General features: G+C 60.5%; 13 protein-coding genes and 2 pseudogenes. 13 read left to right on the top strand and 2 right to left on the bottom strand.

Going from position 1 to position 15,497, the window contains the following annotated elements:
• From BN871_RS29475 to BN871_RS24605, 3 genes are all read left to right on the top strand, one after another.
• Positions 1-596 (top strand): methyl-accepting chemotaxis protein (locus BN871_RS29475; RefSeq protein WP_232313323.1); only part of this gene is annotated, 596 nt, incomplete at its 5' end.
• Entirely contained in the window at positions 523-1,308 is a 786-nt protein-coding gene (locus BN871_RS29470) for a methyl-accepting chemotaxis protein (RefSeq protein ID WP_053087050.1), read from the top strand. The genes BN871_RS29475 and BN871_RS29470, both read left to right, overlap by 74 nt.
• A 233-nt stretch (positions 1,309-1,541) precedes the next feature.
• A complete protein-coding gene (locus tag BN871_RS24605; RefSeq protein ID WP_048749630.1) occupies positions 1,542-3,377 on the top strand; it encodes a penicillin-binding protein 2 in 1,836 nt (611 codons plus the stop codon).
• Between the two features lie 123 nt (positions 3,378-3,500).
• Here the strand turns inward: BN871_RS24605 and BN871_RS24600 are convergent, their stop codons facing one another.
• On the bottom strand, positions 3,501-4,625 hold the full coding sequence (locus BN871_RS24600) for an AI-2E family transporter (RefSeq protein ID WP_048749628.1): 1,125 nt from the start codon (positions 4,623-4,625) through the stop codon (positions 3,501-3,503).
• Here BN871_RS24600 and BN871_RS30060 point away from each other — a divergent pair.
• The 4 genes and pseudogenes from BN871_RS30060 to BN871_RS24585 form a co-directional block, all read left to right on the top strand.
• Positions 4,624-4,977: pseudogene (locus BN871_RS30060) on the top strand (hypothetical protein); the annotation flags it as partial. The gene BN871_RS24600 and the pseudogene BN871_RS30060 overlap by 2 nt on opposite strands.
• Before the next feature lie 94 nt (positions 4,978-5,071).
• The gene (locus BN871_RS24595; RefSeq protein ID WP_053087048.1) at positions 5,072-6,337 is read left to right on the top strand and encodes a YkoP family protein; all 1,266 of its coding nucleotides are present in this window, start codon (positions 5,072-5,074) and stop codon (positions 6,335-6,337) included.
• A 61-nt stretch (positions 6,338-6,398) separates the two neighbouring features.
• Positions 6,399-6,977: an RNA polymerase sigma factor gene (locus BN871_RS24590; protein ID WP_021877850.1), complete on the top strand. Its 579-nt coding sequence runs from the start codon at positions 6,399-6,401 to the stop codon at positions 6,975-6,977.
• The gene (locus tag BN871_RS24585; RefSeq protein WP_048749625.1) at positions 6,974-7,936 is read left to right on the top strand and encodes an anti-sigma factor domain-containing protein; all 963 of its coding nucleotides are present in this window, start codon (positions 6,974-6,976) and stop codon (positions 7,934-7,936) included. The genes BN871_RS24590 and BN871_RS24585 overlap by 4 nt, the downstream gene beginning before the upstream one ends.
• A gap of 75 nt (positions 7,937-8,011) precedes the next feature.
• Here BN871_RS24585 and ilvD read toward each other — a convergent pair whose 3' ends face one another.
• Entirely contained in the window at positions 8,012-9,697 is a 1,686-nt protein-coding gene (ilvD, locus tag BN871_RS24580; protein ID WP_232313321.1) for a dihydroxy-acid dehydratase, read from the bottom strand.
• A 201-nt stretch (positions 9,698-9,898) separates the two neighbouring features.
• Here ilvD and BN871_RS24575 point away from each other — a divergent pair, with 201 nt between their 5' ends.
• From BN871_RS24575 to ureC, 6 genes and pseudogenes are all read left to right on the top strand, one after another.
• Positions 9,899-10,405: a copper amine oxidase N-terminal domain-containing protein gene (locus BN871_RS24575; protein WP_048749623.1), complete on the top strand. Its 507-nt coding sequence runs from the start codon at positions 9,899-9,901 to the stop codon at positions 10,403-10,405.
• 183 nt (positions 10,406-10,588) lie between these two features.
• Complete coding sequence (locus tag BN871_RS24570) at positions 10,589-11,299, top strand: response regulator transcription factor (RefSeq protein ID WP_048749621.1); 711 nt, start codon at positions 10,589-10,591, stop codon at positions 11,297-11,299.
• Entirely contained in the window at positions 11,289-12,434 is a 1,146-nt protein-coding gene (locus BN871_RS24565) for a cell wall metabolism sensor histidine kinase WalK (RefSeq protein WP_021877856.1), read from the top strand. Before BN871_RS24570 ends, BN871_RS24565 begins: the two co-directional genes overlap by 11 nt.
• 416 nt (positions 12,435-12,850) lie before the next feature.
• Complete coding sequence (locus BN871_RS24560; protein ID WP_048749618.1) at positions 12,851-13,156, top strand: urease subunit gamma; 306 nt, start codon at positions 12,851-12,853, stop codon at positions 13,154-13,156.
• Positions 13,157-13,239: 83 nt separating this feature from the next.
• Positions 13,240-13,608 carry an urease subunit beta gene (locus tag BN871_RS24555; protein WP_048749632.1) on the top strand — a complete coding sequence of 123 codons (369 nt, stop codon included), beginning with the start codon at positions 13,240-13,242 and terminating at the stop codon, positions 13,606-13,608.
• Positions 13,605-15,288: pseudogene (gene ureC, locus BN871_RS24550) on the top strand (urease subunit alpha). The gene BN871_RS24555 and the pseudogene ureC overlap by 4 nt, the downstream one beginning before the upstream one ends.
• Positions 15,289-15,497: the final 209 nt, after the last annotated feature.

Below are 15,497 nucleotides of genomic sequence, written 5' to 3'. Positions count from 1 at the left end.
CCTTCAGCACCCAAGCCAAGGACGGCGATTCAGGCATGTTCGTCACAGACGAGAGCGGAACGAAGTCGCTTGCGATCTACAACCGATTCAAGTCCAACCCATGGATGGCGGCGGGAACGATACCGGTGGGGGAGCTGGTGAAGGACGCGCGGAAAATCTACAATCTGACCGTATATGTTTCCATCGGCGCGATTGTGGTGGCGATTCTGCTTGGGTTCATCGTCATGAGGATGGTCGGAATACCGCTGCGCCGTCTCCGCAATCTGATGAACGAAGGAAAAAAAGGCAATCTGACGATACGCTCTCACCATCGTTCGCAGGACGAGATCGGACAGCTGTCTTCAAGCTTCAATGAGATGATGGAGCAGATCACCGGCCTCGTGCAGCAGGCGAGGGAAAGCGCGGAGCATGTGCTGTCGACTGCGGGAGAGGTCGGGCAGTCTTCCCGCCGGACGGCCGGAGCGGCGCGGGAAATCGCGGGCGGCGACGGAGGAGATCGCGGGCGGGGCGACCAGCCTGGCGATGGAGGCGGAGAAGGGCAGCGACCTGACGACCGGCATGGACGAGAGCATGCGCCGGGTGAAGCTGTCCAATGACGGCATGATCGCGGCTGCCGGCGAGATGGAGGCAGCCGGTGCGCAGGGAACCGGCCATATGGCGGCGCTGATCGACCAGACCGGCCTGGCGGAGGGCATGGTGCGCGGGATGGCGGAGAAGGTCGACCGGCTGAAGGACAGCACGCGCTCGATCCGCAAAATACTGGACGTGCTTGGAAGCGTGGCGAAGCAGACGAACATCCTGTCGCTGAACGCATCGATCGAGGCGGCGCGCGCGGGAGCGGCAGGCAAAGGGTTCATGGTCGTAGCCGGGGAAATCCGGCAGCTGGCCGAGCAGTCGCGGGAATCGATCAGCGTGGTGGAAGGCATTACCGATACGATCCAGCGCGAGATCGACGAGACGGTGTCGGTGCTGTCGGAGGCGCAGCCGATCTTCCAGGAGCAGATCGGATCGGTGCGGGAAGCGAACGGAATCTTCCTGGACGTGCAGACGAGGATGGCGGATCTGGCGAGAAGCCTGGACGGCGTGACGGAGGCGATCATGACGCTGGACGAGACGCAGGCGCAGCTGAGCGAGGCGATGGGCAGCGTAAGCGCCGTGGCGGAGCAGTCTTCGGCGACGTCGGAGGAGGTCGCGTCTCTGAGCAGCGAGCAGCTCGGCGTAAGCGAAGGGCTTGTGAATCTATCCTCCAAGCTGGAGGAAGTGTCGCGTTCGCTGCAGAAATCTCTGGAGAGGTTCCGGACGGAATAGGAACACGGCCAAGCAAGAAGCAGAAGCAAGAAAGAAAAAGAAGCAAGAAAGAAAAAGAAGCAGAAGCAGAAGAAGCAGAAGCAGAAGCAGAAGCAGAAGCAAGAAAGAACATGAAGCCCCTTTGCCGAGAGCAAAGGGGCTTTGGCTTTGTTCGTTTTCCTGCTGTTAGCCGAACGGTCGATGGGGAATGCTGGAATACAGAATCAATCGATTTGATATTCGGAGGCCATCCTATGTCCGTACGCCGCTTGAGAACCGCTGCTTGCTTGATTACGTTCGTCATGCTTGTATGCATGGCCCGCCTTGCCTGGATTGATCTCCTTCCTTCCCGACACGCTTCCGGCAGTCCGGCTGGCGGGCAGCGCCGGCCCGCCGGCCCGCTGCAGCTGCACAGCCAAAGCCTCCGGCTTGATTCCGGGAGGGGAGACTTTCGCGACCGTTCGGGGCTGCCGCTGACGGGCTTCTCCTACCGCTCGCTTGCGCTGTTCCCCTTGCCTTCATCGGCGAGCAGAGGAACGGGCAGAGATCTCTCCGTCCTCGCGCGGATCATGGGCATCGGGAGGGAGGAGCTGACGAAGAAGCTGTCCGCCCTGAAGTCGCCTGAATTCTGGCAGGATGCCGGGTCGGGAATTCCGCGCCGGCTAAGCGCTGCGCAGGAGCGGGAGCTGGCCGGCCTGCGGATCGAAGGGGTGGCGGTGCTGCCGTTTCGGGCACGGTATCCGGAAGGGGAAAGCGGAATCCAGGCGATCGGTTATGTCAGCGAAAATCCGGATCGGATTCGGGAATTGTACGCCAAGCAGCTGCAAAAGGGCAAGGCGGCCCTTTCCGATGTAACGGGTGGAGCGGGTCTGGAGCTGTCGCTGGATAAAGTGCTGAGAGGAACGGGTCCGTCCTACGCCCGATATTTCACGGACGGAGGAGGGGCTCCGCTCAAGGGGCTGGACATGACGCTCACGCGCCCGTCTACGCCTCTCTATCCGCTTCAAGCCGTCACCACCATCAGCCTTCCCTTGCAGCGGGAGCTGGAAAGGATGGCCCGTCTGGAAGGGCTCGCCAAAGGGGCTGTCGTCGTGCTGGATGTCCGCAATGCCGACATCGTTGCGATGGTATCGATGCCTTCCTTTGACCCGCTCAAGCTGGACGGCTCCCTGTCCGGGACGGAAAATCACGGTGTCAAAGCGTTCACGCCGGGCTCGATCTTTAAATTGGTTACGGAAGCGGCGGCGCTGGAGGCAGGCGTGACGAGCGAGGGAGAGAAGTTTTTCTGTCCCGGCCAATATGGCCGTTACGGACTATCCTGCTGGAAAGAGGGGGGGCATGGACTCGTTACGCTTCGGCAAGGACTGGCGCAATCCTGCAATATCGTTTTTGCCGGGCTCGCCGAGCGGCTGACCCCCTCCCAGATCCGGATCACCGCAGACCGGCTCGGACTTGGCAAGAGGGTAGGCTGGAGCCTGGAGGACGGAGAAGCCGCAGGGCCCCTCAAGGGTCCGCTGCGGCTTCTATGGGAAGAAGAATCGGGCCAAGTGTTCCGCCAAGGGGGAACGCCGGGCGAACGGTCGGGAGGCGAGCTTGCCCGGACGGGAATCGGCCAGCAGGATGTGCTGGCGTCCCCGCTTCAGGCGGCCAATCTGATGGTCACTCTTCTGCATGGCGGTCAGGTCCTCGAGCCGAGGCTTCTCCGGGAAATCCGATATGCGGACGGGCAGCTGCTGGCCCGGATGCCGGCCCATGAGCTGGAGTCGCCGTACGGACGCATAACCCCGGCTACGGCGGCAGCTCTGCGCAAAGGCATGGAGGCGGTCGTAAGCGGAGGGACGGGACGTTCCCTGCAGCGCAGGTCCTGGCAGCTGGCCGGCAAATCCGGGACAGCGGAGACAGGACGGCCCGGACAGGGCAACCATCAATGGTTCGCCGGCTACGGCCCTGTCCGCAGCCCCCGGTATGCCGTCGCGGTGCTGGCCGAGAACCGGCCGGAGGGCAGTCCGAATCAGGCGGCGAGGCTGTTCGGCAGCGTCATGGATGCGCTGGCTGCCTGGGAAGCCTCCGGCGCGGAGCGGCTGCCTTGACGGGAATCGCTTGATATCGAGCCGAATTTCAATGGCCGAGCAAGGCCAAGCTAAGGCCAAGCTAAGAGCTTAACTTTAGGCCGAACTTTTTTTCCGGCGATTGTCGGGACTTCCCCGATAGTTTCACGCCTCTGCAGGCGGATCGGGCCTTCCATAGTCGGGCAGATCATATTCATCCTTGGGCGGAGTGATCCATCGCCTCAGATAGCCCTGATCGTACAACGCTTTGACAAGAATGAGAAGCACGGGCGAGAGGATGACGCCGGCGACGCCGAACAGCGACAGGGAGATGACCATGAACGCCAGCATCGTGAAGGCGGAGACGCCGAGCGTATCTCCGGTAATGAGCGGCTCCAGAATCTGCCGGGCAAGCACGATGACGAGGAACAGGACGGTCAGCCAGATGGCCAGATTGAAATCCCCGACAGCCAGCAGATAGATGATCCAGGGAATGAATACCGTTCCGACTCCGAGGAGCGGCAGAATGTCGAACACAGCGGCAAGCACCGATATCGTGAGCGCGTTGTCGACTCCGAGCAGCAGGAGGGATACGAATACGACGAGGAAGGTGATGGAGATCAGCTTCATCTGCGCTTTCAAGTAAGCCGTAATGCCCGAGAAGACGTTGAGGCGCAGAAATTCGAACGCTTTCTTGAACGTCCGGGGCGTTTTGTCCCGGGCGATTTTTTTCCAGTCGCCGATCTCGATGCTGAGGAAATAAGCGAGTATGATTCCGACGATAAAGTTAAACATAAAGGCGGAGACCGAGGACAGGTATCCCGCCGCGCTGAAGAGGAAGCCTTTGGCTACTTTTTGTCCCCACAGGGTAAGGGAGTCGACGTATTCCTGCAGCTTGTCGACCGATCCCGGAGGCAGGGCGCCTACCTGCTCCTTGAGCCAATCCGATCCGGCATTGACCTTGGCGACGAGCATGCTCTGGTACTCCGGAAGCTTGTCCGCAAGCGCGGTGGCTTCCTTGACGACGATATAGCCGGCTCCAAAGAACAGGCCGAGAACGAGCGCGGAGAAAACCAGGATGGAAACGGCCGAGGCCAGAGACTTTTTGATGCCGATCCGGTTCAAGGCTTTGGCCAATGGCTCGATGATGACGAAGATGAGCAGCGAGAGGAAGATCGGGGCTGCGATGGAATACAAAAAGCTGAATAATAGCATGATCAGGTAAACCGTGAGGACGATCAGGCCGATGTCGAAAGCCGTCCTCCAGTACTTGCGGTAAAAGGTCAGCATGCTGTCTAGTTCTCCTTCTCCAGATATCGGTGTACGAGCATATTTCTGTCTGTATTGTACTATAGTTTTAGAGATGATAGGCTTTTTTTTGCCCGTGGACTATGGTACAATGGATGTTGACTTCAATGGACTTCCGGAGGGCTTGTGTCCGGAATCGACAGAATACAGAGAATATGGTGGGGAAAAGAACATGGAGAATTTGCTTGTCTGGGGATTCTACTTTTTGACGCTGTATGCTTTTCTCCCGGGGCTGGTCAGCCGCATGTTCGGATTCCGAGTGTTCAAAAAAGGCCTCACGGAACGGGAGATCGCCTTGACGTTCGATGACGGGCCCGATCCCGTTTATACGCCCAAGCTTCTCGATTTGCTCGCCAGGCACGGAGCCAAGGCGACTTTTTTTTGTCGTCGGATCCCATGCGGAGAGACACCCGGAGCTTCTTCAGCGCATGCGGGACGAAGGGCATACGATCGGAATCCACAACTATGTGCACAAGACCAACTGGCTGATGAGGCCTGCTACGGTGAGAAAGCAGATACAACGGACGGCGGAGATCATCGAAGCGGCAGCCGGGCTGAAGCCGGCCTACTACCGCCCGCCGTGGGGAATTGTGAACCTGTTCGATTTCTCCAAAAAAGGCCAGTATAAAATCGTGCTCTGGTCCGGCATCTTCGGCGACTGGAAAGCCCACGATAATGCCGATCGGCTCACGGAACGGCTGCTCAAGAAGCTGAGGCCGGGCGAGGTGGTGCTGCTGCACGACTGCGGGCTCACTCTAGGCGCGGATGCGGAAGCCCCGGCGCAAATGCTGGAGGCGCTGACCGTTTACCTGGAGGAAGGAAGCCGTCGAGGCTTCCGATTTGTCGGAATCGAGGAGATGATGGCGATCACGGACAAGGCCAAGGAAGCGAGGCCGGGCCTGATCGGACGGGCGGCGGCATGGACATGGCTGCAGTACGAGAAGCTGTTCCACCTCGCATTCCGGCTGAAGGCCGTTCGGGGCTCGGGAGACAGGACGGTCTTCTACTACCGCAAGACGACGTACAACGGTCCCGAGGTGGAGCTGAAGGAAGGCGCGGTCATCCGCAAAGGCGACTCCGTCGCCGAGATTCATCTCGACAACGACATGCTGCGCAGGGTATCGGGACGCTCGGCCTCCCCCATGGCCGTCATCATCCACTTGATCCGAGAGATGGAGACGGCGCTTCCCGCCTTGTCGAGGCAGGTTCTGAACGATCCTGAAACGAGCTCCGTCAAGGCTATTTATGGCGTCACCATGATCCATAGGGGAACCGACAGGCTCGGGTTCCAGGTATTCGACCTTCCTGAGAATTTATTTGCCAAAGCATCCCGAATTTATCTTCGTATTCTGTTCCGGGTTCTCACGGCAAGGCCGAAGAAAAAAGCCGCCGGCCGCAAAGGCAAGGCAAGAGACAAAAAGCCGATGACACCGCGCATGCTGCTGATGTCGCGCGAGGATATACTGCGGCATGCCGCCCGGACGCCATCCTCTTCCCGCGATGCCGGACAGCCCGCAAACGGCCAGGCAGCCGAAGGGCTCCGCGGCTGTTCCGGCCGCCGAGCCGGGAGCCTCGGTCGAGCCGGTCGCGAGCGGAAGCCCGAGCGCTTCCTGAAGCTCGGCTCATTGGGCCGGCAAGACTGCTTTTCGGAGCGCAGCTCTCTCCGTGAAGCAGTCTTTTTTTTGTGTCCTTAATCCATTGGACTTTCGGGCGGGAAAGGCTCTATGATGGGAGAAGCGGGAAGGAGAGGAAACAATGAGCGAAACGGCTTGGGAGGAGCAGCTCCTCCAACGGATAGCGGCGAAGGACAGCGATGCTCTCGAGCAGCTGTATGATCGATACGAGCGGCCCGTATACTCCTTTGTCTACCGCATCGTCGGAGACGTCATGGCGGCGGAGGAGATCGTGCAGGAACTTTTTTTCAAAGTATGGAACCATGCCGATTCATTTGACATGAACCAGCGCACCGGCAAAGTGAGCACCTGGATATTCACGCTGGCCCGCAACCTCTCCATCGACTGGATCCGCAAGCGCGACCGCCGTCCGGCGGCGTCGGGGTCCGAGGAGGACTGGCAGGGGGTCAAGGACCCGGAGACGACGGAGCAGGCCGCGATGGACAGGCTCATGGCGGAGCATGTGAAGGAAGCGCTGGCGGAGCTGAACGAGGAGCAGAAGCGGGTGCTGGAGTGGGTTTATTACGGGGGATACACGCAGCAGGAAATTTCCGAGCTGCATCATATTCCGCTGGGCACCGTCAAAAGCCGGGTCCGGCTTGCGCTTAGGCAGCTGCGCAAAAGTCTCGGGGAAGTCTGGAGAGAGGGGGTTCGATCATGACAAGCCAGCCATATCAGCCGCATGGCAAAAACACGGAATGCGACAATGTGGAGCTGTACGCGGCAGGAGCGCTTGACGCCGCCGAGCGCGCTGCATTCAAAGAGCATCTGGAACAGTGCGCTGAATGCGGCGCGGAGCTGCAGGAGCTGCGGAAGCTGATGAATCTGCTGCCGCTGGCGGTCGATCCGGTCGAGCCTCCCGAGGGAATGAAGAAACGAGTGCTGGGAGCGGTGCTCGGCCGAAGCGGCGCTCAGGAGCCGGGCTTGGGAAGGCAAGTCGATGCAGCCAGGGCGGAGGTCGATAGTCCTGATGAGGAGGCTTCCGGGCGCCGGCGGACTGAAACTGGTTCCGCAAGCAAGAGGAGCGCGGACGCAGGCTCAGCGGCCTGGACTTCGAACGCCGGAAGCGGCAGAAGGACCGCTGCAGCCGGCGGACGCAGGCCGCGCCTGGTGGCGCTTCTGGCCGGAGCGGCAGCGGTCATGCTGCTTGTCTGCGGCACCCTCGCCCAGCGCATGGACAGCCTCAGCAAAAGGAATGAGCTGCTTTCGGGCGAACTTGAGGCGGCCAAGCAGAATCTGGTGCAGGCCCAGTCGGAGCTGCAGGAAGTAATGAAGCCGTCGGCCGACGCGGCGGTGAGCCAGATCATCTCGCTCAAGCCGGTCAAGAATATGGTCGCCAAAGGGCAGGCCTACATCGTCGTGGATGCCAAGGGCACGCACTTGATCGTGCAGGCCAGCAAGCTTCCGGCGCTTAAGGACAGCCAGGCTTTCCAGGTATGGCTCATCAAGGGCGACAAGCCTGTGAATGCGGGCACGTTCAAGCCGGTGAACGGCTCCGGCGCCATTACGTTCACCTTCCAGCCGGATTCCTTCGATCAGGTGGCGATCACGCTGGAGCCGGATGCGTTCGGCACCGCGCCGCGCGGCACGATGGTCATGGCCGGAGGCTTGAAAGCTTGATCTGCACCATGGAAACGGAACGAAAAACAATCCCCCTGCGGCAAGCGCAGGGGGATTGTTCGGTTATGGCTTGAATTAGATTCTCATGACGCCGCCGGTGCTGGCGGAAGTAACCAGATGGGAGTAGCGGGCGAGGTAGCCGCGCTTGATCTTCGGCTCGAAGCCGGCCCATTCGGCGCGGCGCTTGGCCATTTCCTCGTCGCTGATCTCCAGCTGGATCGTCCGGTTGTTCATGTCCAGCTCGATGATGTCGCCGTCGTTGACGAAGGCGAGCGGGCCGCCGTCGGCTGCTTCAGGCGAGATATGGCCGATGCTGATGCCGCGCGAAGCGCCGGAGAAGCGGCCGTCGGTGATGAGGCCGACCTTGGCTCCGAGTCCCATGCCCACGATCTGGGATGTAGGGGCGAGCATTTCCGGCATGCCGGGACCGCCCTTCGGTCCTTCGTAGCGGATGACCACGACATGGCCTTCCTTGACGAGACCTTTGCTCAGCCCTTCCAGAACCGCGTCCTGGGAGTCGAAGCAGATGGCCGGTCCGCGGTGGTAGCCGCCGACGGATTTGTCTACGGCGCCGACCTTGATGATCGCGCCGTCCGGCGCCAGGTTGCCGAAGAGGACGGCCAGGCCGCCGCGCTCGGAATGCGGGTCGTCGATCGGACGGACGACGTCGCGGCGCTTCACTTCCGTATTCTCGACGTTCTCGCGGATCGTCTTGCCGGTGACGGTGATGCATTCCGTGTGAAGCGCGCCTTCCTTCTTGAGCAGCTCGTTCAGAACGGCGCTTACGCCGCCGGCGTCATGCACGTCCTCCATGTGGAGGTCGGAGGCAGGGGCCAGCTTGGACAGATGCGGCACGCGGTTGGCGACCTCGTTGATGCGGGCGATCGGGTAGTCGATGCCGGCTTCATGGGCGATGGCGAGCGTGTGCAGAACGGTGTTGGTGGAGCCCCCCATGGCCATATCCAGCGCGAAGGCGTTGTCGATGGCTTCGGCGGTTACGATATCGCGCGGACGCAGATCGAGCTCGATCAGCTTCATGAGCTGGCGGGCGGATTCGCGGACGAAATCCTTGCGCTCCGGCGAGACGGCGAGAATGGAGCCGTTGCCTGGAAGAGCGATTCCGAGCGCCTCGGCGAGGCAGTTCATGGAGTTGGCCGTGAACATGCCGGAACAGGAGCCGCATGTCGGACAGCCGAACTGCTCCAGCTCGGTCAGGCCGACCTCGTCGATCTTGCCGGCCATGAACTGGCCGACTCCCTCGAATACGCTCGTCAGGGAAATCGCGCGTCCATCGCTGGTGCGTCCGGCCTTCATCGGGCCGCCGCTCACCATGATGGACGGGATGTTGACGCGCAGCATGCCCATCATCATGCCGGGGGTGATCTTGTCGCAGTTGGGGATGCATACCATGCCGTCGAACCAGTGCGCGTTGACGACCGTCTCGACGGAGTCGGCGATGATCTCGCGGCTGGCGAGCGAGTAGCGCATGCCGATGTGGCCCATTGCGATGCCGTCGTCGACGCCGATCGTGTTGAACTCGAACGGCACGCCGCCGGCTTCGCGGATCGCTTCCTTGACGACTTTGCCGAACTCTTGGAGATGCACGTGGCCTGGAATAATATCGATGTAGGAATTGCAGACGGCGATGAACGGCTTGTCGAAATCTTCTTCCTTGACGCCGGCGGCGCGCAGCAGGCTGCGGTGCGGAGCGCGGTCGAAGCCCTTCTTGATCATATCGGAACGCATTTTCTTCGGTGCCATGACTGTCCCTCCCAGGAATAACATCGTTCTATGATTCTACCATAGTAGGGAAGGCTTGACTACAGATTGCCGCATTGATGCTTCGCTTCGATGATGCGGCCGCAAAATGAAGAACATGCCTCGGTTTTTACCGGCCGAAAGCGGTTTAATATCAATCAGAGCCTTTCATTCCGTCCATTGCCAAAGGAGGCAAACCCATCCATGAGTCCCATTCACCGTTTCTTCGTCCGTCCAGCATCCCCCGGCGTCCGCAAGCTGAAGCCGGCCGCCGCAATCGCAGCGGCCGCTCTTGTTGCCGGAGCAGGACTGCTGGCTCCCGCTCAAGCCGAGGCGGCAAAGGATCTGCCGAAAATTTTAATTAATGGCATCAGCTACGACATGAACCATGATCCGGTCATCGAGAAAGGCAGAACCCTCGTCCCGCTCCGCGGCGTGTTCGAAGCGATGGGCGCTCAGGTGGACTGGAACCAGTTCGACCAGAGCATCAAGGCGACGAAAGGGACGATGACGATCGAGCTGACCGTCAACAAGACGGCGGCCTCCATCAACGGCAACAAGGTCGAGCTGGACGTGCCGGCGCGCAACCTGAGCGGGGCGACGATGGTGCCGCTGCGGTTCGTATCCGAGTCGCTCGGCGCCTATTGCTGGTACAACCCGGACCAGAATCTGATCAACATTACGGATAAGGCGGCCAGCGACAAGAGCTGATCTCCTTCCCCGCATCCGCGGCCGTATGGAGAACCCCGTCCCTGCATGGCGCAGGAGCGGGGTCTTTCTGCTGCATGTTAAAGGAAACCTAAAGGAAAGCTTAAACCTGTCTGACGATTGGCCGCCATGCCTTTCAAGCCGCCCGGCTCTGCGGTATAGTGGCTGTAAGGGGTGGTATCGGTTGTGAAAAAGCTGTTGATCGTCGACGACGACCGTGAAATTGCAGAATTGATCCAAATTTATCTATCCAATGAAGGCTACCAGACGGCAACCGCCCATGACGGCGAGGAAGCGCTCGCGCTGCTTGCGGACGGGTCCTACCATCTGGTCGTTCTCGATATCATGATGCCGAAGCTGAGCGGCCTCGAGGTATGCCGAAGAATCCGCAAGGACCACGAAGTTCCCGTTCCGATCCTCATGCTGAGCGCCAAGGCCGAGGACATGGACAAGATCATGGGACTCATGACGGGAGCGGACGACTACATGGTCAAGCCGTTCAATCCGCTGGAGCTGGTCGCAAGGGTGAAATCGCTGCTCAGGCGGGCTTATCAATATCCGAAGTCCTCGCAGGCCGGAGGCGCGGATGCGGAGGAGGCGGTCGACCTCGGGCCGCTGCGCATCGACAAGAGCACCCATGCCGTCGTCCTGCGCGCGGACGGCAGGCAGATGCATCTGACGAGCACCGAGTTCGCCATTCTTCATCTGCTCGCCTCGCATCCGGGGCGGGTATTCAGCGCGGAGGACATCTTCCAGCAAGTATGGAAAGAGAAGTTCTACGAGTCCAACAATACGGTTATGGTCCATATCAGCAAGCTGAGGGACAAGCTCGAGCAGGAAACCGGAGACAAGTTCATCGTGACCGTATGGGGGGTAGGCTACAAAATTGAAGGATGACAATATCGTCAAGGACATGACGGTCCGCCTGCTCGTCCATCTGGCGGCAAGCGCGGCGCTGGCGGTCATCACCTCCGCGCTCGTGGTCATCGCCGCCGAGAGGCTGGCGGTGACGTTCCCGTCGCTGCGCTCCTTCGCCCATCTGATGATCGACCAGCTTGGCGATTTTACGCTCGTCATACTGGCTCTGATCCTGTTCCTCGTTTATCTGCTGCTGCTGCAGCAGCGGCAGTTCCGGTATTTCCGCGACGTCAGCCGCAGCGTCCGCTATATCGCCGACGGGCATTTCGGCTACAAGGTTCCCGTCCGGCAGAAGAACGAGCTGGGAGATCTCGCTTCCTACATCAACTATCTCGTCCACAAGCTGCAATTATCGCTGGACGAGGAGCGCAGGGCGGAGCAGACCAAGAGCGAGCTCATCACGAACGTCTCCCATGACCTGCGCACGCCGCTCACCTCCATCATCGGGTACCTCGGGCTGATCCAGCAGGACCGGTGCAGGGATGAAGTGGAGCTGCGCCATTATGTCAGCATCGCTTACGAGAAGTCCAAGCGGCTTCATGTGCTGATCAACGATCTGTTCGACTACACGAAGATGAGGTATGAGACCGCGCCGCAGCGCAAGCTGACCTTCAATCTGACGGAGCTGCTCCGTCAGCTGCTGCTGCAGTACCGGGTGCCGCTGGAGGAGGCGGGCCTGGACACGGAGCTGAGGGCGCCGGCCGACAAGCTGATGGTGACGGGAGATTCCGACAAAATGGTGCGCGTATTCGAGAATCTGCTCGCCAACGCGATCCGATACGGCAAGGATGGCGGCAGAGTCGATCTGATCGCATCGGCATCCGGAGGCGAAGCCGTGGTCGAAGTGGTCAATTACGGGGAAATGATTCCGTCCATCGATCTGCCGCACTTGTTCGACCGGTTCTACCGGGTCGACAAGGCGAGAGGCGACGGCAGCGGCGGCACCGGACTCGGTCTGGCGATCGCCAAAGGCATAGTAGAGCAGCATGGAGGAACCATATCCGCGGCAAGCGATCCCTTCATGACGAGCTTCCAGGTCAGGCTCCCGCTGGCCGGCGCCGCTGTCCCGCAGGCGGAAAAGGGACGCGAAACGACAGCATTAGACGCTCTTTAGGATTTCTTAAGAAATTTTTAGGATTACGTTACGGTATGCCTCTCCCGGCTCGGCTACAATAGGAGCAGACAACGACGCTGAGGAGGGGACGTCCTTGAGGCATCTGTGGATGATGGTCATGGCATGCGCGGTTATCTTGATGGCCGTTCTGCTGGTAGGCGGAGACGGCGGCAAAAACGTGGGATTGGTCGATATTCTGCTGCGGATCTGGTAGGGATGCAGCCGTTCGCGAGTGTCGATAGATCGAAGGGAACAGCATAGCGGCATGAAATCGGGAAGCTTCGCTTAAGGCGCAAGCTTCTTTTTTTTGCATGGAGCGAAAGGTTTAATGATGTTAACTTTCCTTACATAACATGTTTACTTCCGCCGCCGGCGTGACTATAATGGAACTAATTCTGGCATAAGGGGTGAAAGGGATGCAGTTGACCGAGCGGGAAAAAGAGAAGCTGCTCATTACCATGGCCGCCGACGTGGCTCGCAGGCGGCTTGACCGGGGGGTCAAGCTCAATTATCCCGAGAGCATCGCGCTCATTACTTCCGAGATCATGGAGGGTGCCCGAGACGGCCTTACGGTGGCGCGCCTGATGGAATACGGCACGCGGATCCTGCGCCGGGACCAGGTGATGGCAGGCATACCGGAGATGATCCATGAGGTTCAGGTCGAAGCGACCTTCCCTGACGGGACGAAGCTCGTGACGGTGCACCAGCCCATATCGGGCTGATCGTCCGGCAGCAGCCGAAGGGCGGATCGAGGACGGCTGCCGCTGCTGCAGGCGCCATGCTTTTGAAAGAAAGGGGAATGCCCGTGATACCAGGGGAATACCGGACATTGCCGGGAGAGATCAAGCTCAACGAAGGCCGGCGGACCGCAGAGCTGTTTGTCGTCAACCAAGGAGACAGGCCGGTCCAGGTCGGCTCGCATTACCATTTCTTCGAAGTGAATCGCGGGCTGAGCTTCGACCGCGAGCAGGCTTTCGGCATGAGGCTCAATATTCCTGCCGGCACGGCCGTGCGGTTCGAGCCGGGCGAGGAGAAGCCGGTCGAGCTCGTCGAGCTCGGCGGAAGCCGGCTCGGCTTCGGGCTGAGCGGCATTACCGGAGGTCCGGCGGTCGCCGGCGCCATGCCGGATGAGGTGCGGGCCCGCCTCAAGGCTTGGGAGGGGGAGCAGGCATGAAATCGATGGACCGCAAAAGCTACGCGGACATGTTCGGCCCTACCGCCGGAGATGCCGTAAGGCTGGCCGATACGGAGCTGTGGGCTGTCATCGAGAAGGATTACACGGTGTACGGCGACGAATGCAAGTTCGGCGGCGGCAAGGTCATCCGGGACGGCATGGGCCAGTCCAGCGGGGCGCTTCGCAGCGAGGGGGTGCTGGACACGCTGATAACGAATGCCGTCATCATTGACCATTGGGGCATCGTCAAAGCCGACATCGGCATTCGGGACGGACATATCGTCGCAATCGGCAAGGCCGGCAACCCGGATATCATGGACGGCGTCACGCCGGGCATGACGGTCGGAGCGGGCACGGAGGTCATAGCCGCCGAAGGCAAGATCGTCACGGCGGGCGGCATCGACGCCCACATCCATTACATTTGTCCCCAGCAGATCGAGACGGCGCTCTCCTCCGGGGTCACGACGATGATCGGCGGCGGGACGGGACCGGCAACGGGCACCAACGCCACGACCTGCACGCCTGGCGCCTGGCATATGCGGCGCATGCTGGAGGCCGCCGAAGCTTTCCCGATGAATCTCGGCTTCACCGGCAAGGGCAACGCCAGCTTCACGGGTCCGCTGATCGAGCAGATCGAAGCGGGAGCGATCGGCCTCAAGCTGCATGAGGACTGGGGCACGACTCCCGCCGCCATCGACGCCTGCCTCAAGGCGGCCGACCAATACGATGTGCAGGTTGCGATCCATACCGATACGCTGAACGAATCCGGCTTTCTGGAGGATACGCTTGCCGCCATCGGCGGCAGGACGATCCATACCTACCATACCGAAGGCGCGGGAGGAGGGCATGCTCCCGACATCATCCGCGCGGCGGGCGAGCTCAACGTGCTGCCCAGCTCCACGAATCCGACCCGTCCATTCACGGTCAACACGATCGAGGAGCATCTGGATATGCTGATGGTCTGCCACCATCTGGATTCGCGCATCCCCGAGGATGTGGCGTTCGCCGACTCGCGCATCCGTCCCGAGACGATCGCCGCCGAGGATATTCTGCACGATATGGGGGTATTCAGCATGCTGAGCTCCGATTCCCAGGCGATGGGACGCGTCGGGGAAGTGATTATCCGCACCTGGCAGACGGCGGACAAGATGAAGAAGCAGCGCGGGCCGCTGGCTCCGGACGATGAGCATGGCGACAACTTCCGGATCAAGCGGTATGTGGCGAAATACACGATCAATCCGGCCATTACCCATGGCGTTTCCCATCTCGTCGGCTCCATCGAACCGGGAAAGTTCGCCGATCTTGCGCTTTGGAGCCCGATGTTCTTCGGAGTGAAGCCCGATCTCGTGCTGAAGGGCGGAATGATCGCCTTCGCCCAGATGGGCGATCCCAACGCCTCGATTCCGACGCCTCAGCCGGTATTCGGCCGCCCGATGTTCGCCGCTTACGGCCGGGCGGTATACGGCAGCTGCATCACCTTCGTCTCCCAAGCGGCCCATGACAGCGGCATCGCGGAGCGGCTCGGCCTGCAGAAGCGGGTGGAGCCGGTCAAGGGCTGCCGGACAGTATCCAAAAAAGACATGATCCACAACGACGCCACCCCCCGTCATCGAGGTCGACCCGGAAMCCTACAAGGTGACGGTGGACGGACCAGTCTTTTCGGCCTATTTCTGTTCTTGATTATCGCTACGCTGCTGTCGCACGTCTTCAAACAGCTTTTCCTCATGTACCACGAAATCAACGACAAAGCCAACAAGGGACCAGCGGGTCCGGGTTGGTCTTCGGGGCGTACTCTCTTATCCGACTGCTCGGAGGAGGGCTGAGCCGAATGAAAGGCATTCCATTTACGCAGCTGCTGCAGGTCATCCAAGCCGGAGTATGACCTACCC

Origin of the sequence: Paenibacillus sp. P22 (assembly GCF_000469945.2) — a bacterium.
GTDB classification, from domain to species: Bacteria; Bacillota; Bacilli; order Paenibacillales; family Paenibacillaceae; genus Paenibacillus_O; species Paenibacillus_O humicus.
The sequence above is the reverse complement of the archived record's forward strand: the minus strand, read 5'-3'. Positions and strand labels throughout refer to the sequence as shown.

Bases quoted from the DNA above. Each gene is read 5' to 3' on its own strand.
- BN871_RS24575 (WP_048749623.1), top strand. From the start codon at position 9,899: ATGAGTCCCATTCACCGTTTCTTCGTCCGTCCAGCATCCCCCGGCGTC.
- BN871_RS24595 (WP_053087048.1), top strand. From the start codon at position 5,072: ATGCGGGACGAAGGGCATACGATCGGAATCCACAACTATGTGCACAAG.
- BN871_RS24585 (WP_048749625.1), top strand. From the start codon at position 6,974: ATGACAAGCCAGCCATATCAGCCGCATGGCAAAAACACGGAATGCGAC.
- BN871_RS24605 (WP_048749630.1), top strand. From the start codon at position 1,542: ATGTCCGTACGCCGCTTGAGAACCGCTGCTTGCTTGATTACGTTCGTC.
- BN871_RS24590 (WP_021877850.1), top strand. From the start codon at position 6,399: ATGAGCGAAACGGCTTGGGAGGAGCAGCTCCTCCAACGGATAGCGGCG.
- BN871_RS24600 (WP_048749628.1), bottom strand. From the start codon at position 4,625: ATGCTGACCTTTTACCGCAAGTACTGGAGGACGGCTTTCGACATCGGC.
- BN871_RS29470 (WP_053087050.1), top strand. From the start codon at position 523: ATGGAGGCGGAGAAGGGCAGCGACCTGACGACCGGCATGGACGAGAGC.
- BN871_RS24560 (WP_048749618.1), top strand. From the start codon at position 12,851: ATGCAGTTGACCGAGCGGGAAAAAGAGAAGCTGCTCATTACCATGGCC.
- ilvD (WP_232313321.1), bottom strand. From the start codon at position 9,697: ATGGCACCGAAGAAAATGCGTTCCGATATGATCAAGAAGGGCTTCGAC.